This window comes from Geoanaerobacter pelophilus (assembly GCF_018476885.1).
GTDB classification, from domain to species: domain Bacteria; phylum Desulfobacterota; class Desulfuromonadia; order Geobacterales; family DSM-12255; genus Geoanaerobacter; species Geoanaerobacter pelophilus.
In genome coordinates, this window is record NZ_JAHCVJ010000003.1 from 248,969 (window position 1) to 268,970 (window position 20,002).

Genomic DNA, 20,002 nt, shown 5'->3' on the forward strand with positions numbered 1-20,002 from the left:
GCTATTCTCCTCGGTTCATATGAATCAAAATGTTGTCAATACCATGTTCAAGCTTAATCACCAGCTTTTTATCTATAGCATCATTTTCTTTCATGTTTTTAATACATTCCTTAATCATCATTGGGACAGATGATTCAAATTGTCCATCGTTCACATCTTCAATAAACATTTTATAATCACCATCAAATGCCTGAATAATGTAAGCAGATAATATTAAATTGCGGTCGTCAACATTACGATCTTCATCCCAATAATCATTGATATAATTAATTTGCTTAATTAAATCTACATGACAAGTGGTTGACAAATATATCTTAGCCGATGGAATGTACTTTATATACTCAGTAGTGCAAATTACTATATAGTCATTTACTTTACCAATATCAAAATTTGGATTATTTTGAATTATTTGTTCAACTAAATATTTATTTAATTGCTTGATGTATTCAGTGAATGCTGGCCTGTAATTCACAATGGACACTTCATCATTATTTTTTTGAGAAAACCACGACATGAATGCGGATTCAAGAATCATTAACTTATAATCGCGATTTCTTATATTAACATAGTGCTTAACATCATCATCATCAGATCTTATCTCCAATGATTTAAAGTTTATCTCAGGAATAGTATTATCAATTGTCACACCGATGGCCTTGCAGAAATGTATAAGTTGCGGAGATATGTCAGTAATATCATAATCTACTTTGAGCTTTTCACAAATAAGTGGTGAGAGCCTTTTTTGCAACAAGTCACACTCGGTAATGAAATTTGACCTTTCATTATATTCTTTATCAGATTCACGTATATCATGTAAAAAATGTTCTAATTCACTTAACAACATGCCAATTCTATTCATAGAAACTTGAACTGTGCTTTTTATAGGACTTACTTTGTAGTCTTTGTAAAAGATAGTGTGGTCAAGATCACCCCAGGCAGAATCAATTTTGCTCTTAATTTGAAGCTCAAAATTACATTCATTTTGATAGGCTGCTTTTATATTGTAAATTGAAAGACCGTTCTTCATTGATAATGGCTGGTCTTTGATGTCTATGAACTTAATATGCTTTTTTTCTAAATTTGATAAATTGTTCATAATTAAGTCGTATACTTTATGACAATCAGTTTTTAGTTCTGTAATTATCTTAATACCAATGATATCGCCAAGCAATTTAACCTGTCTTTTTATAACCTCAGGCTTATGCATTACATCATCACAACTTGCCAAAGCTGAATCTACAATAAATTTCAACCCATCACTTTTCCTTATAAATTTTTCACTTAGGCTGACTGGATCTTTTATCCTGTAAACAATGCTGTATAATTTTTTAGTTGCGACTGAATTGCTTATTATCAAATCGAATTTTGAGGCATTATCGTCAAGTATGCTGGCCAAGTCGGTTTTTATATTGTTGGCAATAGTATCTAATTCATTTTTTATGGCTCCAGTCTTATAATAAGATATAACCTGTTCAAGTATTGATACGCTATTATCAATAATATCCGGCATATTACTACCTCTTGATTAAAATTAACCATCTATAACAACTAATCTAATTTAACTTTTCTATCAATTTCTCTATTCTTTTATGGATTCTATTAATTTCAAAAATGCATTTGTCCCTGATTTCTTTTGAGAGAGACAATAAATCTTCCTCTGTTTCATGTTCAACTATCCAACTTCGGAATTTATGCAATGTCTTATAGCAGCCATCACTGTGCCCTTGGTCAACTGCGGCATCATAGGACTGTTTAAAGTCCTTTTCACCTGAAAGAAATTTGTTAATGGTCCTAGGTTTTGCTGCAAGTATAACCTTTAGCTTATCACGAACATCTGCTGCTCTAGGAATCTCACCAGTTTTAACCTTAGTGATAAAAACACAATCAAGCTGCTCATAATCTTCCTGTAATTGTCTGATGTTTTTTATTTTCAGATATTCTTCATAGTAGCTCCAGCGATTGAGGTCAGTATCACTGGCTGATTTCATGAACTCGTAGGTATTAATAAGTTTGTTGACAGCATTGGTAGTCATGCTCAGTTCTCTGGCGATCTCTTGCGTCGGAATCCCTATAACCTTATGACGTCTATATAGATAGCCAGCTTGCTCATAGGGCGCCCAATCTTTCTTTCCGATTATGTGATATTCGCCCAGCAGGGCGAAGACCAAGTCATCACTGATGTCGCCGGGCAGGACTTTGCACTTTATACGGCCCCATTTTACAGGGTCCTTCTCAGACAAAAGGCGGTACGCAGCCAGTCGGCTGTTCCCTTCAAGCACCAGATTCCCGCGTACAATGATGGGCTCGTGAAGCCCGCCATTATTCTTAATGGATTGCACCAGCAGCTTAACGTGCTCCATGTCCTTGAGGGCTTCAAATATCTCATTCTGTGTAGGTTCTTCTGACGCCATCCCTACAATTGTGTAAATACGAGGGTTTTCAGGGAAAAATATCAAATCATTATGAGATACATAGCCAACCTGTACGGCAATTTCATCGCCGCGTAGCGTCAATGTCCCGTGCTCTACGTTCGACAAAGCGACCTCAGTCATTATTCACTCCTGCATTCAGAATTTCACGGAGAATCCTGCCAAACTCATACGACATTATTCGGCGATACTCTTCCAGGTCTATGTCGTTTTGAACAAGTTGTGCTGCCGCATGTTTGGCGGATAAGAGAACATCCACCCATTCATCAATAGAATCCTGCATGATAAGGTTATAGACATAACAAGTCTTTTGTTGTGAAATACGGTGAATTCGGTCTTGAGCTTGTAAGTAGTCGTCCAAGCTGAAACAACGGTCATAAAAAATGGCGTTATTGGCAACAGTAAGAGTTAGCCCCTCTTTGGCTGAACCAGGTGTGGCTATGAGAACTCGTGCAGCAGGGTCGGTCTTGAAACGTTTGATATGCTCGTTACGATCTTTGATCGGCAGTTTCCCGTATACTGTGCATGGAGAATGTTCAATTAGTTCCTTCGCAAGCCAGACTGCATTCTCGTTGAATGATGTCCAAATAATAGTCTTCTCACCTTTAGAAGTGCTTTCGCTGAGGAGTTCCCGAAGAGTATCCATTTTACCTGGCGTGGTACTGTATCCACCATCAATTAGCCTGGGGTTAGATGCGACCTGAACCAACCGCAGCAGCAGCTTAAGAGTAGAATCGGAAATGTCCTCGACAGGCTTGCCGTTTTTGAGAATCACGAGGCGGAGCTCGTTAATTAGCTGTAGATAAATTTCCAGTTGGCGAGATTCCCAAGAGCATTGGACCGATTGAATAACTTTGTCTGGTAACTCAATAACACCGGACGTTTTGGTTTCACGAACCGCAAATGATGCAATTCGAGAAAAGATTCCCGAGAGCTTTTTTTCAAGGTCTATCTGCCGTCCTATATCATCGTACAGATCATTATCAAGATTGGTCTCTCGCTTAAACTCGGAAAAATTGGTGCCGAGACTCTTACCTTGATCCAAGAAGTAAATTTGAGCCCAGATGTCGTAGGGTCTGTTTGCCGCAGGTGTTCCTGTCATAATTACCCGACGTTTGAAGAAGGGAATCAGTTCAAAGAATGTCTGAGTAATCTCTGAATCCGGTGTTTTGATCTTAGCAGCTTCGTCGAGGATAACCCCCACGTCGCGGGTCTTGGAAAAAAGTTTAATTCTGTCCTTCTCGCTTTTTATCGTTTCGTAGTTTGCAACCACGAGCCTTACCGGGCTGTTTAATACATAGAAGTTTTCTTGTCTGTTCGCACTCAGAAACCGAGGTTTTATGAAGCAATGGGTAGTAAGCTCATCTGACCAGTTTTGGATTAGAGACTTCTTGACAACCAGGATAACTGTATCAACGGCCTTTTGCTGAAGCCAGTTTAGCAACAGATCTATTGCTATCTTAGTCTTACCAAGCCCCTGTTCATGGAATATCGCACCATATTCGAGATTACAGAGGGCCATGACAGCATCATGCTGGTACGGGAAACTCTGATGCTTCGTACTTAGGTCCGGCTCTTTTCTTAATAAGATTTTTGACATAGCCTCTCAGCTTATGAAACAGTGCAATATTTCAACTGATTCCTTAGGCAACATCATCTGTGTTTTCAGTCTGTTCAGGAGGTTATGAACAAACGACCGCATGTCCCATGGAACCGCTAGGACAAGGCGAGTCCCTGGATTCGTGCTACAGTGGGAGAGGTATGCTCTCAATTGGCTCATAGTGTGCTCGTTCTCCAGGTCTTTCCCTGTCTTGGCTTCTCCGATAATTGTTTGCCGCAACATATCGATTCGAGCATATACATCTGGCACATGACCACCAATCTTGGGTGGTCGGTCTTTTGCAGCATAAATGCTAGTATCTGCTAAAATCACTGCTTGTGGGTCTAGGCTTGATACTCTTTCGATGATGGCTTTTACCAGGCGAACGTGGTTGAGCGACTCACCCATTTCAACCTTCTTTTATGATGTCATTACAGATGTCTGTTAGCTCATCTTTCAGATCAAGGAGAATGCGAACTTTTTCGGATTCAGGGTTTCGACGCATTTCCTTGATTTCGTCATACGTCAGTTGCGTTATCTTGTTGTAAAGAACCTTAGCTAACTGCTCAATGGTGTAAGCGTTCAAGTCTGGAGCAGGACTTGTGTCAAGAAGCTTAAGCGCTTCCTTAGCTCCACGTTGTAAGAAGACTTCCTTGGCCTTGGTATGACCCAATATTGACTTAAGACTTCTGACAGTATTCAAAGGCGAAAGCAGCCCTTTGTGAACCCAAGCTGAGAAATCTGACAGCGTAAATCCTGAGGCAATAACAGCATCTTTTACTGGCTTCTGTTGTAACTCAACAAATGCACTGAACCGAGAAATATCAAACTGGTCGTCTGAGCCTAAAATCGGACGATAGTACGTTTCCATGTCATTATATGCATCGATATACTTAAGGACATCCTGTTTCTTGCCGCCGCAAAAGTCGATAATTTCACTTAAGGTCAAATGTTCGCAGTTACGGAGATAATTGAGATATTTTGCCTTGGAATACGCATCCCAGTCTCTTGGCCCCACGAGATGCGCCTGTAGCCTAATGGCCTCGATATTCTTTTCGCCGAGAGAGTCGTAAACTATGGAAGGGATTCGGCTCCAATCTCCCTCTACGTTTTGCTTCTTGAAATCCTGGTATATAGATAAACGTGTATTACCTTCGATCACCAAATATCGTTCACTGTCTTTGCGCAACAAAATGATTGGGTTTATGATTCCCTTCTGAGTCCGAATAGATTCTCTCAAACTTACAAATGTTGAACTGTTGCTCGAAGTTGAACCGTCGCCGGCAGAAGTATGCTGAAGAGCTAATTTAATGGCATCATTCGTTACGTCCTCATAGAACTCAACGAATTGGGCTATACGAGGATTGTTAACATCAAGATCTATCTTTTCGATTTCAATGTGCTCCAGTCTGCTCATAACACCTCCTCAGAGTAAAATCTGGAAAAGCATCTACCCGCAGCATTCCCTCCCGCTGCATACCGATGCTAAAAAGCTCCTATAATCTTGATGTTTCATCAATATAATTCAGAAGTTGAGTAAATTGTAAGGCTGGATACTCATATCAGAATTTCAGCCAAATATCCACTTGAAACACTTTTCATAAAAAACTTCTATGACATAGGCCACGACGACGTAATTCGTTTTGAATATTCCTTTGGGGGGCAATGCACGGCCGCTTGTCACTATTTTTGTTATGCTGACCGTAGAGGGCTGGCGGGATAAGCAGAGCTGAAGTAATCGAGTGGGTAAAAAAAAAAGGGGGGTACAGAATAGTGATTATCACGCAGAACTAAGGCAACCTCGCAATCAGTTACGCTCCATTTTTGCTATCTATTTTGCCCTCATATACCGTTTTGCCGTGGCAATAGCAACCTCAGCAAATTCCTGCCGTAAACTCTTCGGCCCAAGCACTTCCGCCCTCTCGCCATACCCCCGCAGCCACCAGCGCAATTGATACGAGTCGCTAATTGTTGCTTGAAGCTGCCAGCCTTCATTCCTCTCGACAATTTTCTGATCTACGGCAATCGGTGTTTCTCGGAGACGTTTGATATCTGTTTCATCGTAAAAAAGCGCCTTCAGCTTGATATTGTCACCGACCGGAAAGCTCAACTCACGTGAAGTGTATTCATTCAAATCGAAACCGTCAGGCACTGTGGCCGGAATCTCGGTAAGGGTAACAGCCAGAAAGCGGTGCAGGAGTAGCAACCTCGGATTATCATGTTCGTTCAATGTGGCGATTAGATACGTCAACCCGTCTACAAAGGCCATTCCTAGCGGATTTACTGTGTGTTCTTTAACTCTGACGTTCACGTTGCGGTACTGTGCCTTGAACCTGCGTTCTTCCAAAACCGCCGTATAAACCTTGTCCATGATATCGTTCGCAATACGGGGATAAATCATCGGCAGGTTGCGTGATGCAACCTTAATCTTATCCGGCCAGCGTGAAAAACTGGACTCTGAGGTGAGCTTACTTTTCTCGTTCGCGGCTCTGAAATATGGTTCAAGTCCCGCCATCGCTCCGAGAGGAAACATTCGTCCCAGGTGCTCCTCAGCAAGCTTGAAGGTCAATACAGACACCGGGTCCATATTCGATATGCCAAAAGCGGGGGCATCTTTGCGCCAACTCCAGCCAGCGGGATTTTCACCGTCACAGTCGAGAGGAAATTTGTTCAGTTCCAGTGATACCAGATCACGCTGGATAGTCCGTAACGATGCTTCTATCCCATATTCATTGATTAACCGGTTCAGTATGGTGGTGGTCGATATTTTCCCGCGGGGTGGAAACATCTTCAGAATCAGCCATTGCCTGTAGAGTGCGCTCATATTCATGCTCCATAAGTATTATATTGCGCGACATAAATTGACGCGCACTGATTATATAATACACTACACAGTTGAATATACAAGCTACAACTACCCATAAACACAGCTGTTTTAGTTAATTGTGACGAAAGCTATCTATAACGTTAATGGGTACTGCAAGCAGGATACCCTGGCAATAGTGAAGCTGTTGAAGGTAATAACTGAGAAGGAGAAGGCAAAGTCTGAATAAGTGGAGGTGATAGGTGGCAATACGCATATTTAACGATAAGCACGGCATTTCAGTCCAAAATTTCCTTGAACGGGCTATTGATGTTCAGTTCAAAGAGCAGCAAAAGCATGAGTTCTGGATACTTACAACCGCTATAGATGTCACCTTAATCGAGCCGGTTATTAAAAGTTTGCAAGAGTCAATTCCGCTCACGGATATTTATTTGGCATTCGATATTTCTCAAATCCCAGAGGCGGTTCAAGCCTATAGCAACGAGGCGTTGTGGGTGATTAAAAGCAACCTGCAAAATTCAGGTATTAATTTTGAGTTTACTTCGCTTAAGCACCATAAACATGCGATGAACGGCAAAGGGTATGCAATCATCCAACGATGTCATAACAAGATCACTGAAGGCTTGGTAGTCATCACATCGGCAGATTTCACGAAGGCAGGTTTTTGCGGTAAGAATGTTGAACTTGGACATCATTCAACGACGAAAAAGGATTTGAGGGCGTTTGAAGATCTCTACAAGTATCTGGTGAAAAAATTAGGCTGCGAAGTCACTACGTCTGCTAAAGAACCCCAGTTGCAGGCTCCAAGTTAATGTGGAGGCAGGAGAAGTAGGCGCCGGCTTACTTGGATGAAACGTTAACAACGATTTCCAGGATATTTTCCTGAAGCTTTTTGCTGGTAATAGCCCGGTAGGAATCGAGAAGAAGCTTCTCCGAGGCACCTACCGGCATTTCATCGGTAGGCTCCGAGAAGAGAGCCTGAACAGGTATTGAAAGCGCCTGAGCTACAAGCTGGAGCTTTTCAGCATTCATCATGTTTTTTCCAGATTCATACTTCTGGAGTTGTTGTGGCGATACGCCGATTTTTTCTGACAGCCGGTCCTGACTCCACCCGGCTTGTTGCCGTAGCATACGTAACCTGAAGCCTATTTCTTCGCTGCTGAGTATTCTTGTCACGTTGCACCCCGTTTAGGGGGAAGAATACCCTCAGAAGCTCGCGCAAAGAATAAACCGGAGAATGATATATTTTAAACCCCAGGTTGAGTAAATTGTGCGTTATGCTACCCTGTACTTGCTGCTATCAAACTATGGAGGCAAGGACACCGATGGAAACTATTGCTAACTACGTCATCAAAAATAATAAAAAAATGGGCCATTGGAGCGCTTTGCTTGAAGAATGGATATTATCAATAGAGCGGTTTAGCAGGATTGCAAAAGGGGATGTGCCATATTGGTATAACGAACGCGCTAATGTTGGAGTTCTTGCAGCAGCCGCGTGGAGATGTGGAAGAATTGCACTCGAAGAATTTCAACACGAAAAAGCGATTGACGTTTCATCTGATAAAGAATCTGACCGTACTACTGGGAAATCAAAGAACGGTCGCTGTGACCTCTGGATTTGCGATGACCGTTCAGAGGAAATTATAGAGGCAAAATTCAAGTGGCTAAACATGTGCTCTGAAAAAATGGATGACTTTGCTAAGAGCTGCTTAGATGCAGCGGTTGATGACGCTATAAAAACCTATAAAGCTAGAAACGACAATACTACTAAGGCAGTTGGTGTGTCTTTCTTGCCGGTATATGCTAAGGCAGACAAAATTGGAGATATTGAGGCACTAGATGAAATCATAACAAAAACAATTAAAAGCGCCTGCAAAGCGCCTGCTGACTTGGTAGCTTGGAGCTTTCCAAACCGCTTGCGCAAATATATTAGTGAGAGCTCCAACTATCTTCCAGGAGTAATTTTGCTCGCAAAAACGGTCTAATAGATCAGATGTATTGGCTAATTGACAATACTTGAAATAGGATAGCGGTGTGACTGGAGGTTATAACGACAAAAGCAACATCTGATAAAAAAAGGAGAAAGGGGGCAATACGGATTATTTCCAAAAAATACGAGTCTGCTGACCTCCCCGATTCAGCCGTTGTCTTCCATAAACGATCTTTTCCGCTGGAATGCCGGAATACGGCGTAATGTCTCATCCCACATCATCACCCAGTTTTCAGAACTGCACAACAGCATCGCAGTGCTATCACGGCTATCATAGGCCAACAATTCTGATGCCTTAATCGTAATAAGCATTACATCCTCTCCTAACCCTTCATTTACTACGACACCGCTCGTAATCGGTATGTCGATGAAAATCGAGGATCTCAGGTAGCGGAGTGCGCTGTCAATATCCTCGGTTGACATGTCGGCTGACCCGGTAATTCGGCATAGCATGTCTTTAATATTGGCAGTCATTACGCCCTGTCGTCTCAGGCAGGAAAGCGCTTTCTTCGCAGCCGCTACCCCCTTGTCAGGCCCTGTACTGACCCCCATACCAATGATACGCATGATTCTTGTCTTGTCATCAGTCTCCGTCATGGGTGGCCCCGTATTGTTAATGTTGATGTAAAAGAAGTTAAGGCTGGTTTCAGAGGCGAATAAAACTGGCTGGGCTGGGAGTGAAATGGGAAATAACGGCTGCGGAGGTTATTCCATTATTTCCCATTGTGAAATAGCCGTTAGACAGTCTCATCACCACTACCGATCTCCTGATCTCCATCGTCCGGTTCTATTTCCTCGTTGGATACCGCTAAATAGGCTTCCACTAGTCGCGCTGGCAGCTTCCTGGTCCGGCGAAAATTGGATTCCATCCCCACCATCAGGAAGTCATCGAACGGCACAAGAACATAGCCAGAGTCCAGCATGTTCTTGCCGATACTGCCGATAATCTCGTCTGTAAGCCGCTCAACACCGGCTATACCCCGCAGTTGATCCCACCCGATCCGGTACGGTTCGCTTTCTTCACCATTGAAGTCTTCGTCGTAGATTTCTTGAAGGATTCTTGCCGTTTCTACCACTGAACGTGCCATGACGTGCCTCCTTACGTGTGAGTTGTAGCTGCACTGTTACAGGAGCTTTGCCTTGTATTCATCACTCAGCATCCAGGAACATGTTCTGCTCTCCAGATAGACTTCTGCCGCCTGATTACCTCGCACATCATCTTTCAGCACCACCAGGCCTCGGTGATACCCCTGTGCCAGCCATTTGTAGAGGCGGCATTCATGGCCGTAGACAGTGATATCGTGAACTCCATCGGCGATAGTCTTCGCGACATCAACGTACACGTGCATCATGTTGCCGAGATCGATACCAAACCGCTCCTTGCCGATGGTTATGATGATCTCCTTAAACAAGCCGGAAAACCAGACACCGTAAATATCGTGGAATCCTATTTTTGGGACAACACCGCCACCTTTTTCAGCCGCTTTCACCGCAGCCTCGTATGCCCTGACACGGGAATAGAAATCCGCTTTGCATAGGCTTCCACGTGACTTCCTTTCGACAGGGATTGAAGTCAGTATGGCATAGGCACACGACAATCCGTGACGCGTGCGTGGTGGGATAATTCAGAATAAGTTTTCGCCTACATCATTGCCCAGCCACTCCGACATCAGTATGAGGTCGTATGAGCGTTCTGCGTCAAGTAATGAGCGAACTTCCGTAAGTAATGCCTGCTTCTGCTCGACGGAAAAACCGCAAACCTGGTCGATATAGAAGAAGTGCCCGTAACGAAATTTCGAGAGATGTTCGATAAAAGCGTCAAACCCCTCGATAGAATAGAGCTTGTGAGTAGCTATACGTTGCAGCCAAACGTCATCGCCATCAATCACCGGAGTACCTGCCGGGCACTTGCAAGCGATGGCGGACATGATCTTCCTTCCGGCGGAAATGCGACCCACCAGAAGGGTACTGAAAAAGATGGCGCGGAATAACAATGCAAACCTGAAGTACTCCTCATTGGTCACAGAATACTCATCCACCATTTGCAGGCCGTTCCCATCCAACCACCAGGAAATGTAATGCCTTAAGAGGTCCAGGCAAGAAGGTATTGCCGTCGAGAGGGTTTGAAGTTTCTTGACGCGGCCTTCCCAGAAATATGTCTCGGCATCATACAGCATTCCCAGGTGCCCACAAGTGAGCCCTTGGGTAGCCGATTCAAATGCTTCCCGCATTTCGCCGGAACAAAGGGTAGATATCGCATCCCGGTAGAGTGACATCTTGAGCAGTCGCTGGTATGGCGCAGAATCAAATCCGCCTTTCAGTAAGACCTCCAAACCTCGGCAGAGTACAATCTTGTGCGGAATCTCAGAATAGAAGGGCACTCGCTTAAGTGCCAGGGATCGTCTGAGGCGGTCCAATGCGGAGACGAAATCCGGTGATTCGCGAAGGAAATAATATCGGTGGAGATTGGTACTCAGATTCTTCATTTGCAGGTTCCCCCGCACTTCATTACTCAAGATATCGAGCGCAATCTCCTCCGCGCAGTAACCGCACATAATGCCCCCTGTAATAAGATGGGTTTGCCGACCTATGGAGTGCCAACGCTAACCGATTATCTCATAGGTGAGCGACAAATAATGTCGTGCACTGGGACAGGCTATTGAGAACAATTTAAATTAGGTGGCGACATGGATTGTATTGACAAGCATATAAGATTATAATAAACATATCTGCTAATCAGCATATTAGTTGTAGGGGGGGAACAGATGTCTAAAAATGTGAGTTTTGGATCGTTTATCGCCGAAACACGCAAATCGAAGAACCAAAGTCAAAAAGAGCTTGCCACACAAATTAATATCTCTCCCCAGTATCTTAACGACATTGAGCACGACAAGCGTTTCCCTAGTTCCCCCCAGTTGATCGAACAAATCGCCGCAGCACTTGAAATCGGTCCTGATTATCTGTCATACCTTGCAGGTCGAATTCCTGAAGAAGTCAAAGATCAAAAATTGGATCAGGCAACTTTTCAAAAAGCAATGCTGGCATTCCGCAAGGCAACAGGTAAATAGCGATGCCTAAAATCATCCGTGATTCTACCGGGAAATTCAGACAGCGCCCTCACTATGAGCAAGGCGAACTCGACATGGAGTGCGAAAAAATCGTCTGCGAATTCTTGCGGTCCCTTTACGGAAAAATTGAATTTCCAATTGCGACGGATGACATAACCAAGCTCATCGAAAAGCACACCTCGGATTTTGACCAGTACGCAGACTTATCGGAGTATGGGGAGAGCGTTGAGGGACTTACGGAATTCTTTCCAAAGGGCAAGCCCAAGGTTTCAATTTCAGCAAAGCTTTCTGAAGCATCGAATTACGAGAACCGTTTTCGCACAACAATGACGCATGAACTGGGTCATGTAATTTTTCACGACTATCTATACAAAATGGAACTGATTGAATCCGGTGCTGCGTCTATCCAGATTTGCAAACGGGATGACATTATCTCGAAATCTAAATATGCGGGAGCGAGAGATTGGATGGAATGGCAAGCTGGGTATGCTTGTGGTGCGTTTCTGATGCCTGCTTCACACCTGAAAAAGACCGTCGATAATTTCTTGGCTACGAAAGGCGCGGATACTGATGGTCTTATCGATGCCGTTGTGACAAGATTTCAAGTGTCAAAGGACGCTGCTCGTGTCCGTTTGTCAGTAACTAATCATCTGAAATAACAGACGCTTGCAAGGACAATAAAAAATCCCTTGCTTTTTTATTGTCCATTAGCTACGCTAATCTGCGTATCTGCTGATACAATAATTTTGCAGCACAAGGAGTATACCCATGGACAGTGGCAAGAAAGAACATCAAGACAACGGCAAGGAAAATGTGGCGATCATCATCAACAGCAACGAGTATACGGTTCACCGGGGCCACCATACCGTTGCAGAGCTGAAGGCGCTTGACCAGATCCCTCCCGCGTACGAACTCAACCTCATTCTCGACAGCGGCTTCAACCCTTTACCGGATGACGGCGGAGTGACAATCAAGGGTGGCGAAAAGTTCATCAGCAACCCTAGAGACGGCGTATCGTCTTGAGGAGGGTTCGCCATGAATTTCCCTCAAGATCAGATCGACGAACTCAAACAGATGTTCCCCGGAGTTAGCTACGCCACCGAAGGTGGGTTTGACTACTTCTTGTTGCCAAGCGTCAAACTGCCCGGCTCATGCCAACCAGGACAGACGGAAATATTGCTCTGCCCAAACGTCCGGGACGGTTACAACTCGCGACTGTATTTCCCCAATAGAATCCAGTGCGGGAAGTCGCCAAACTGGAACGGTAGTACGTTTATCTTCGATAAACAGTGGTATGCGTTTTCCTGGCGACTCTCACAAGGGTTGCGATTGCTTCAAATGGTAGTTTCACATCTGAAAGGACTTCAGTGATGATCCACGTCAAGCTGACAAAACTGTTATTCGATACTATGCGGGCGGACTTGCTACGCCCGCATCCATTCGCGCATGAGCGTGTAGGGTTCATTCTGGCAAAAAAAGAGCAAACTGACGACGCTCTCACTATTTTTGCAACCAGCTACCAACCTATCCCCGATGGTCAGTACGTGAATGACCCCAATGTAGGCGCAAAAATCGGCGCAGAGGCACTACGCGGGATAATGCAGAAAGCATATCAATCGAAGGATTGCATTCTGCACGTCCACCTTCATGAGCACTCGGGACCACCACGATTCAGCAAAACGGACCTTTTCGGCTACAACCAGATGATACCTGCATTCCATAATATCGGCGGAGCCGCAGTCCATGGAGGAATGGTATTCAGTTTCGATAGCGCCATCGGACTTATCTGGACTTCAAAAGACGGCGAACCAGTGCCAGTCAACAAGCTCTCAATAGTTGGCTACCCGCTTCAAATTCAGAAAACAGGAGTAGGCGGCTATGTGTGATGATCGCTACGACCGACAGTCATTTTTAGGCGACAACTCTCAAGACAAAATCCGAGCCTGCACAGTCGGAATCATCGGATTAGGCGGTGGCGGGTCGCATATCTCGCAGCAGCTGGCGCATATTGGGTTTCAGAAATACGTGCTTTATGACCCAGACATCCCAGAGGAGACCAATCTGAACCGTCTCGTCGGAGCTACCGCTAAAGACGTTGAGGATGGCACCCCGAAAGTCATCATTGCCGAACGCCTCATACGCGGACTTGATCGCGATGCAGACATTTATCTGATTCAGGAAAACTGGCAGGACAATCACGAGCGACTGAAAACATGCGACATTATCTTCGGCTGCGTCGATGGGTACAAAGGCCGAATGGAGCTTGAAACATTCTGTCGCAGACGGATGATTCCGTACATTGATATTGGGATTGACGTCCATCAGGTTGAGAATGCTCCCCCGAACTTGAGCGGCCAAGTAATTATTTCCATGCCTGGTGGCCCCTGCATGCAGTGTCTGCAATTTATCACCGAGGGGAAAATGGGGAAAGAAGCTGCAAAGTACGGTGCTGCCGGTCATAACCCGCAGGTAATCTGGGCCAATGGAGTAGTCGCCTCGACCGCGGTCGGATTCGCAGTAGACATCATCACCGGTTGGACAAATGAGATGCCCTGTATTCACATGTGCTACGAAGGGAATCTCGGAAGAATGATTCCGCACCCCCTATTGAAATATAAGCCCCAGACATGCATCCATTATCCGCCGGATCAAGTGGGTAAAGCTATGTTTTGTTTGCTGTAATATACTGTGTCTATTTATATCTTAAATTATATATGAAGCTTAAAACGGAAGAGGTTAATATGAATAAAAAATCCATTGAGTTTGCGCTAGTTGTCATAATGGCTGTACTACTTGTTTTTATGTGGTTTTCTAAAGCAATAGGAGCAGACTTCACTACAACGAGCACAGCAGTAATCAATAGCTTCCTTTTGTTGGGAGCCGCAGTAGCGGCATGGTTTGTTTTCAAATTTAGATTAGGCTGGGTGGTTCTCGCACCGTTACCCCTTATTTGGCCCAAATGGTGGCCGGTTCTTGTTAGTATTGCCAATGATGGTAAAAGTCCGGCGTCACCAGAGGTTATTAATATTATAGAGTCACCATGGTATAGTGCTCCTTGGTATATCACTTCTTACTGGAAGTGGGGCGTTGAGATATGTTTTGTTATCTTATGGATAATTTACTGGAAGCTTGAGGATTAAGCCCATGTGTGGTCGATTTTGTTACAGCCATCCCCTATGATACCTGTAGATTATCCGAAAGCCCATTCAAACCTATTGGTTTGATGTTTGTAATATTTTTCTCCCGAATACTCTTCAAAGAGTATCCTATCGCACCATCGTTCGCCACAGCTCTGAGATCTATATATTTGCTATTAAACACCCTCTTGTTTTTACTATTCAGCACCTTACTTGCGGAGTCCATAAGTATACCTTGATGATCTGTGATGCTTTTTCTGTAATATCTTTCATCTGACTTGAACAGCATATGAATATGATACTTGCCATCTTTTTCAATATTACGTCCTTGTTCAAAGAATGCGAAACCAGTAACGCTTTTTTGGGTTTTCAAATAATTCCTTCTAAAAAGTTTCTGGTTATAATAATGCAATAATTTATTGGTAAATTGGCATCTTTCCTCAAATGCTACATGTGGCCTAAAGGTTAATGTTATAAAAAAATAGTATGGTCCAAGGTCAATTATAAATTTGAGATATTCATCAACCAAAGTATTTCTATGTCTTGGCTTAATTTCACCGTCTAACAATATATCACGGTAAATCTTCAATGAATCCGATGATCTAAATAAGATATTTCGAGCTATTGATGTAATGCTATTATTGTTCATAATAATCTCATAGTATAACTGTAGTTATTGTTGTTAAGCATGCATGCATTAATTTACCGCAACATGATATGCTATTGTTCTATAATCAAGAAGCTCATTATACAGCCTCACTCTTTATCAGTGTTATCAGGAAGTGGTCCAATAAGTGCCAAGCATCAAATCAAACCATATTTCCCTATTTGAACTTTTATTTACAGAACTAACTTTTATGCCTTTAGAATCATTTTGGGTATCTAACGTATTGTTTTTTTATTTCACTTCTATACAGAAATTATGTTTTACAAATTTATTCAAAAATTATCCAAAGTGATTTTGTTGATTTTTATAAAAATGTTCATATTTATTTTGCAAATATATTTCCCGCAACAAACAAATTTGTTGCGGGAAATAGTTGCTACTGGCACTATTAAATAAGTGATTCAAACATATCCCTTGAATAACCTTTCAATATCCTATCATCAAATCTAATATCACGGCTTTCGATACCATACAGTTCTAAAATGCTAGCAAGTTGTTTAGGGTGAATAGGCTTACCGTTATTATAATCTGACCATATCTTATCCTTATTGCTCAGATTTAATATTAAAGCCTCAGTACTAATTCTTTTCTCTGTTATTTCAAAAATATCAGAAATATCCTTCATCAGTTTGGGTCCCTGTACGCTTATCGCAAGTAAAAGCCGTCGTAATTTCGCAACCCTTTTATCTAGTGTCATCAGTCGAATCGACAATTTCGTAGCCTCCTGCTTTCTGACACGGTCATAATCAAAGGGAGATAGAGCCGCTAGATTGATGATCGCTTTACGGTCTCCCTCGTCTAATCCTTCAAATACACTGTGCTCACTGGGTATTGATGATGATAGTTCATCTTGCCTTGGCTTCTGGGCATCAAGCAAAGCTTGTTGAAGCCGCTTTTTCATGTCCCCGATCTTTATAACAAGTTTGGCCTGAGTAGCCTCACCTAAGGCTTTCACAGACCACTTCTTGATACTATCCTTATCTCCCAAAACGCCGAAAACACCTGCCGAGGGCTTCTCTGGGCAAAAGATATAACAAGCCTGTTCTTGGTCAGATTCGCACATAACATAAAAATAATGCGGCTCACCATCAGCTAAAATTTCATCTGGACAGGGCAATCCGTGACTTGCCATACGGTTTTTGAATTTGTCGATATTAGACCTCATTGCCATCCCTCCCCTTTCGCAATTTTCATGATTATTGACAGTCTCCACGCAGCAATTCTTGGCCCTAAGTTACGAACCGGAGCTGGAAAACGACCAGATTTTACCCCCGCCCACCAGGTTGACCGCGAGACAGGAATACGTTCTAGCACCTCGTTCAATCGAATCAACCTATCAGTAGTGCTATCGCTCTGGCCGCATAGGTTACCCATTCCAGGTGGTTTGGCATTCCCGCTACCAGATATTTCATCGCCTGGTTCAAACAGCTGCACTCTTAAAATGTCCCTCAACTCCCTACCCAACTCACGGAACCGACTCTCGATCAACCCCTCTACATCCAACTGCTCCACGACTTTCTTTACCGCCATGCGTTCCTCCCTGGGCAACAAAAAAACCTGTGCTAGTACACCATGACCAATAGGTCATAATGTCCAGCACAGGTTCGCGAGGAGTCCGACAGACTGATATTCAGCGAAATGCTACCGGGGTCGTTCCTGTTGCTAATTTTTTCAAGCCGTCATTGGCACATACATAATCGTGGTGACGACTTTTTATTGGGGTCAGTATACCATTTCCGCTTCTAAAAGCAAGTCCTCTCGATAATACAACATTAAATGGAAAGTTGGACCGCAATCCGGTGCAAAATTCATGATTGCAGGATACACTTCAATCTCGAATATTGTTTTATGGTGTTCTGAAGTATGTTTATTCCTAATTCCCCCCAGGTTGATTGCCAAGTCTACTGGACCAGAATAGACAGATTTTTTATTCGAGAGTGTTGATAAGCCGACCGATTCTAAGCGCCACCAGGGATCAGTACAGCCAACCTTCCCAGTATTGAAACTGCCAAAACCACTTTTTCGTTCGAGGACAGGCTTTAGATCAGTTGGGCCGATTTTGATTTTCATGTACTATATCTACCTTCCTAATTTTAGGTTTTCCAGATAATCTGCCCAAGCCTGCATCATCTTCTTACGCTCCGCCAGATGTGCAGTTCTGTTGTAGGCCCTGCCGTTGGGGTCTTTAACCGCATGCGCAAGTTGGTGTTCGATGTAATCAGGTCTGACATGAAGGACTTCATCGAGTATCGTACGGGCCATGGCCCTGAAACCGTGGCCACTCATCTCGTCCTTTTCAAATCCCATGCGTCTCAATGCTGAAAGAATTGCATTATCACTCATGGGGTAAAGCGGTGAACGGGGGGATGGAAAAAGATACTTTGAATGACCTGTCAATGGATAAAGTTCTTTTAGTATATCTACAGACTGAGAAGCCAGCGGAACGATATGAGCAATCTTCATCTTCATTTTATCAGCTGGAATCCGCCACTCAGCTGCTTCAAGGTCAATCTCTGACCATTCAGACTTGCGAAGTTCACCCGGCCGGACAAATAACAGCGGAGCAAGCTTCAACGCACATTTCACCGGAAATGTTCCTTGATAGCCATCAATTGCTCTCAGAAGCGGTGCAACATCTTTCGGATCGGTAAGTGCTGCTCGATGCCCTTTCTTGTACGGTGGCAATGCACCAATTAAATCAGAAGCACAATCCCTCTCAGCCCTGCCTGTGGCAACAGCATACCGCAACACCTGACTACAAGCTGAACGTGTCCTGTGTGCCGTTTCCAGTGCCCCACGACCTTCAATACGACGTAAAACCGAAAGTAGTTCTGGAGCCTTCAATTCATTTACGGCAATCTTTCCCATCCACGGGAAAACGTCACGCTCAAAAATTGCCAGCATCTTGTCACGGTAACTGTCAGACTTGTTCAAGAGAAACTTACCGTGCCATTCGCGGGCAATTACCTCAAAGCTGTTTTCATCGCTTTCTTCAATCGACGCTTTTTTAGCCTTCTTTACTTCACCTGGGTCAATTCCATTGGCAACCAGTTTACGAGCTTCCTCACGCCGCTGACGGGCATCAGCAAGAGAAATCTCGGGGTAGGCCCCAAGAGCAAGTAACTTTTCCTTGCCCTGCAGACTATATTTCAATCTCCAGAGCTTTCCGCCAGTAGGAGTTATTAGTAGATAAAGTCCTCCACCGTCAAAAAGAGTGACCTGCTTTGCTTGCGGCTTCGCATTGCGAACCTGCAACTCCGAAAGCGGCGCAATCCTTTTAGGCATGCGATTCCCCCCTTTTTCGGTATACGGGTTTCGGTATCGGTATATTTACACTTACAGTATATACCGAAAGTCTTTGGATTTGAGTATACTTGGATGGATTATATAGGACAACTGGAAAAGAAAAAGCCTCGGATTTCCGAGGCTTTTGCACTTGTCCGGACTGTGCCGGACTTTGAAATGGTCGGTGCGACAAGATTCGAACTTGCGACCACTAGACCCCCAGTCTAGTGCGCTACCAGGCTGCGCTACGCACCGATAAACATTCAGCTTACTAATATCTTACTGCAAATCTGCAGTTCTTCCCTGATCTCGTGAAGCAGGGTTTTAATCTCTTCAGAAGGCTCCCCGCATTCCTCAGGTGGTGTCAGCGGTGGGGCCGCCAGACCGGTTATCACCCTGCGGGCGCCTTCTATGGTAAGTTTATCTTTATAGAGCAGTTTTCTTATTGTAACCAGCAGATCCAGATCATTTCTGGAATATAAACGCTGTCCAGTTGAGCTTTTCCTCGGATTAAGCTGGCTGAATTCGGTTTCCCAGAACCTCAAAACTGAAGGGTTAAGGGAAAGAGCCTTCGAAATTTCGCCTATCTTGTAATAAAGCTTATCAGGGAGAGGAAGGTCCATCTCCAGACAATTATTCAGCGTTCAAAGAAGCCTTGAGAACCTGGCTCGGCTTGAAGGTAAGGATCTTTCTGGCAGTAATGGTGATCTCTTCGCCAGTCTGGGGGTTTCTGCCACGGCGATCAGCCTTGTCTTTTACTACAAAGTTGCCGAAACCGGCAATCTTGATTTTGTCACCGGTCTCAAGTGTTCCTTTGATAATATCGAACACGAGTTCTACCAATTCTGCCGAATCCTTCTTGGAGAAACCAACCTTTTCATAAATTTTTTCTACTATGTCAGCTTTGGTCATATCTACCTCAAAATATCTAAATTTGTTGACTTAGTTCCTTTACTGAAGGCCGGAAGGTATATAGCATAGGGGGAAATTATAATCAACCCC

Annotated in this window: 27 protein-coding genes and 1 tRNA gene; 9 read left to right on the top strand and 19 right to left on the bottom strand. The window is 43.8% G+C overall.

The genetic code is table 11. The features are described from left to right. Position 1 precedes the first annotated feature (1 nt). The 6 genes from KI809_RS09310 to KI809_RS09335 all read right to left on the bottom strand — a co-directional run bounded on the left by KI809_RS09310 (position 2) and on the right by KI809_RS09335 (position 6,853). Positions 2-1,510: a RelA/SpoT-related domain-containing protein gene (locus KI809_RS09310; RefSeq protein WP_214171273.1), complete on the bottom strand. Its 1,509-nt coding sequence runs from the start codon at positions 1,508-1,510 to the stop codon at positions 2-4. Positions 1,511-1,553: 43 nt separating this feature from the next. Further along, complete coding sequence (locus KI809_RS09315; RefSeq protein WP_214171274.1) at positions 1,554-2,552, bottom strand: ParB N-terminal domain-containing protein; 999 nt, start codon at positions 2,550-2,552, stop codon at positions 1,554-1,556. Continuing rightward, positions 2,545-4,029, bottom strand: a complete 1,485-nt coding sequence (locus KI809_RS09320) for a DEAD/DEAH box helicase (protein ID WP_214171275.1) — start codon at positions 4,027-4,029, stop codon at positions 2,545-2,547. Before KI809_RS09320 ends, KI809_RS09315 begins: the two co-directional genes overlap by 8 nt. A gap of 6 nt (positions 4,030-4,035) precedes the next feature. After that, positions 4,036-4,437, bottom strand: a complete 402-nt coding sequence (locus tag KI809_RS09325) for a hypothetical protein (RefSeq protein WP_214171276.1) — start codon at positions 4,435-4,437, stop codon at positions 4,036-4,038. Position 4,438: 1 nt separating this feature from the next. Continuing rightward, positions 4,439-5,446 carry a ParB/Srx family N-terminal domain-containing protein gene (locus tag KI809_RS09330; RefSeq protein WP_214171277.1) on the bottom strand — a complete coding sequence of 336 codons (1,008 nt, stop codon included), beginning with the start codon at positions 5,444-5,446 and terminating at the stop codon, positions 4,439-4,441. Between the two features lie 414 nt (positions 5,447-5,860). Beyond that, complete coding sequence (locus KI809_RS09335) at positions 5,861-6,853, bottom strand: helix-turn-helix transcriptional regulator (protein ID WP_214171278.1); 993 nt, start codon at positions 6,851-6,853, stop codon at positions 5,861-5,863. 242 nt (positions 6,854-7,095) lie between these two features. Between KI809_RS09335 and KI809_RS09340 the strand changes: the two genes are divergently transcribed. Next, entirely contained in the window at positions 7,096-7,665 is a 570-nt protein-coding gene (locus tag KI809_RS09340) for a hypothetical protein (RefSeq protein ID WP_214171279.1), read from the top strand. A gap of 28 nt (positions 7,666-7,693) precedes the next feature. Here KI809_RS09340 and KI809_RS09345 read toward each other — a convergent pair whose 3' ends face one another. Further along, complete coding sequence (locus tag KI809_RS09345; RefSeq protein WP_214171280.1) at positions 7,694-8,029, bottom strand: helix-turn-helix domain-containing protein; 336 nt, start codon at positions 8,027-8,029, stop codon at positions 7,694-7,696. Positions 8,030-8,178: 149 nt separating this feature from the next. Between KI809_RS09345 and KI809_RS09350 the strand changes: the two genes are divergently transcribed. Then, entirely contained in the window at positions 8,179-8,838 is a 660-nt protein-coding gene (locus KI809_RS09350) for a hypothetical protein (RefSeq protein WP_214171281.1), read from the top strand. 152 nt (positions 8,839-8,990) lie between these two features. Here KI809_RS09350 and KI809_RS09355 read toward each other — a convergent pair whose 3' ends face one another. The 4 genes from KI809_RS09355 to KI809_RS09370 form a co-directional block, all read right to left on the bottom strand. Further along, entirely contained in the window at positions 8,991-9,440 is a 450-nt protein-coding gene (locus KI809_RS09355; RefSeq protein ID WP_214171282.1) for an FtsZ/tubulin family protein, read from the bottom strand. A 140-nt stretch (positions 9,441-9,580) separates the two neighbouring features. Further along, entirely contained in the window at positions 9,581-9,931 is a 351-nt protein-coding gene (locus tag KI809_RS09360) for a hypothetical protein (RefSeq protein ID WP_214171283.1), read from the bottom strand. A gap of 36 nt (positions 9,932-9,967) precedes the next feature. After that, positions 9,968-10,333: a hypothetical protein gene (locus KI809_RS09365; protein ID WP_214171284.1), complete on the bottom strand. Its 366-nt coding sequence runs from the start codon at positions 10,331-10,333 to the stop codon at positions 9,968-9,970. A gap of 135 nt (positions 10,334-10,468) precedes the next feature. Continuing rightward, on the bottom strand, positions 10,469-11,398 hold the full coding sequence (locus tag KI809_RS09370; RefSeq protein ID WP_214171285.1) for a hypothetical protein: 930 nt from the start codon (positions 11,396-11,398) through the stop codon (positions 10,469-10,471). Positions 11,399-11,608: 210 nt separating this feature from the next. On the opposite strand from KI809_RS09370, the gene KI809_RS09375 reads away from it, so the two are divergent. From KI809_RS09375 to KI809_RS09405, 7 genes are all read left to right on the top strand, one after another. After that, a complete protein-coding gene (locus KI809_RS09375) occupies positions 11,609-11,911 on the top strand; it encodes a helix-turn-helix domain-containing protein (protein ID WP_214171286.1) in 303 nt (100 codons plus the stop codon). A 2-nt stretch (positions 11,912-11,913) separates the two neighbouring features. After that, positions 11,914-12,570, top strand: a complete 657-nt coding sequence (locus KI809_RS09380) for an ImmA/IrrE family metallo-endopeptidase (protein WP_214171287.1) — start codon at positions 11,914-11,916, stop codon at positions 12,568-12,570. 109 nt (positions 12,571-12,679) lie between these two features. Then, on the top strand, positions 12,680-12,934 hold the full coding sequence (locus tag KI809_RS09385) for a hypothetical protein (RefSeq protein ID WP_214171288.1): 255 nt from the start codon (positions 12,680-12,682) through the stop codon (positions 12,932-12,934). Positions 12,935-12,946: 12 nt separating this feature from the next. Further along, the gene (locus tag KI809_RS09390; RefSeq protein WP_214171289.1) at positions 12,947-13,282 is read left to right on the top strand and encodes a hypothetical protein; all 336 of its coding nucleotides are present in this window, start codon (positions 12,947-12,949) and stop codon (positions 13,280-13,282) included. Next, positions 13,282-13,797, top strand: coding sequence for a hypothetical protein (locus KI809_RS09395; RefSeq protein WP_214171290.1), 516 nt, complete (start codon positions 13,282-13,284; stop codon positions 13,795-13,797). The genes KI809_RS09390 and KI809_RS09395 overlap by 1 nt, the downstream gene beginning before the upstream one ends. Beyond that, positions 13,790-14,593 (top strand): HesA/MoeB/ThiF family protein, encoded by an 804-nt coding sequence (locus KI809_RS09400; RefSeq protein ID WP_214171291.1) that lies wholly within the window; start codon positions 13,790-13,792, stop codon positions 14,591-14,593. The genes KI809_RS09395 and KI809_RS09400 overlap by 8 nt, the downstream gene beginning before the upstream one ends. A gap of 59 nt (positions 14,594-14,652) precedes the next feature. Beyond that, entirely contained in the window at positions 14,653-15,051 is a 399-nt protein-coding gene (locus KI809_RS09405) for a hypothetical protein (RefSeq protein WP_214171292.1), read from the top strand. Positions 15,052-15,085: 34 nt separating this feature from the next. Here KI809_RS09405 and KI809_RS09410 read toward each other — a convergent pair whose 3' ends face one another. From KI809_RS09410 to KI809_RS09445, 8 genes are all read right to left on the bottom strand, one after another. Further along, positions 15,086-15,697, bottom strand: coding sequence for a hypothetical protein (locus KI809_RS09410; protein WP_214171293.1), 612 nt, complete (start codon positions 15,695-15,697; stop codon positions 15,086-15,088). 406 nt (positions 15,698-16,103) lie between these two features. Then, positions 16,104-16,880, bottom strand: a complete 777-nt coding sequence (locus KI809_RS09415; protein WP_214171294.1) for a DUF3631 domain-containing protein — start codon at positions 16,878-16,880, stop codon at positions 16,104-16,106. Then, entirely contained in the window at positions 16,877-17,245 is a 369-nt protein-coding gene (locus tag KI809_RS20515; protein ID WP_246559326.1) for a helix-turn-helix transcriptional regulator, read from the bottom strand. The genes KI809_RS09415 and KI809_RS20515 overlap by 4 nt, the downstream gene beginning before the upstream one ends. A 192-nt stretch (positions 17,246-17,437) precedes the next feature. Further along, a complete protein-coding gene (locus tag KI809_RS09425; protein WP_214171295.1) occupies positions 17,438-17,785 on the bottom strand; it encodes a hypothetical protein in 348 nt (115 codons plus the stop codon). Positions 17,786-17,794: 9 nt separating this feature from the next. Further along, positions 17,795-19,000: a tyrosine-type recombinase/integrase gene (locus KI809_RS09430; protein WP_214171296.1), complete on the bottom strand. Its 1,206-nt coding sequence runs from the start codon at positions 18,998-19,000 to the stop codon at positions 17,795-17,797. 178 nt (positions 19,001-19,178) lie between these two features. Further along, a tRNA-Pro gene (locus KI809_RS09435) sits at positions 19,179-19,255 on the bottom strand. Positions 19,256-19,263: 8 nt separating this feature from the next. Next, positions 19,264-19,623, bottom strand: a complete 360-nt coding sequence (locus KI809_RS09440; protein WP_214171297.1) for a MerR family transcriptional regulator — start codon at positions 19,621-19,623, stop codon at positions 19,264-19,266. A 10-nt stretch (positions 19,624-19,633) separates the two neighbouring features. Beyond that, a complete protein-coding gene (locus KI809_RS09445) occupies positions 19,634-19,912 on the bottom strand; it encodes an integration host factor subunit alpha (protein ID WP_041971884.1) in 279 nt (92 codons plus the stop codon). Between the last annotated feature and the right edge of the window lie 90 nt (positions 19,913-20,002).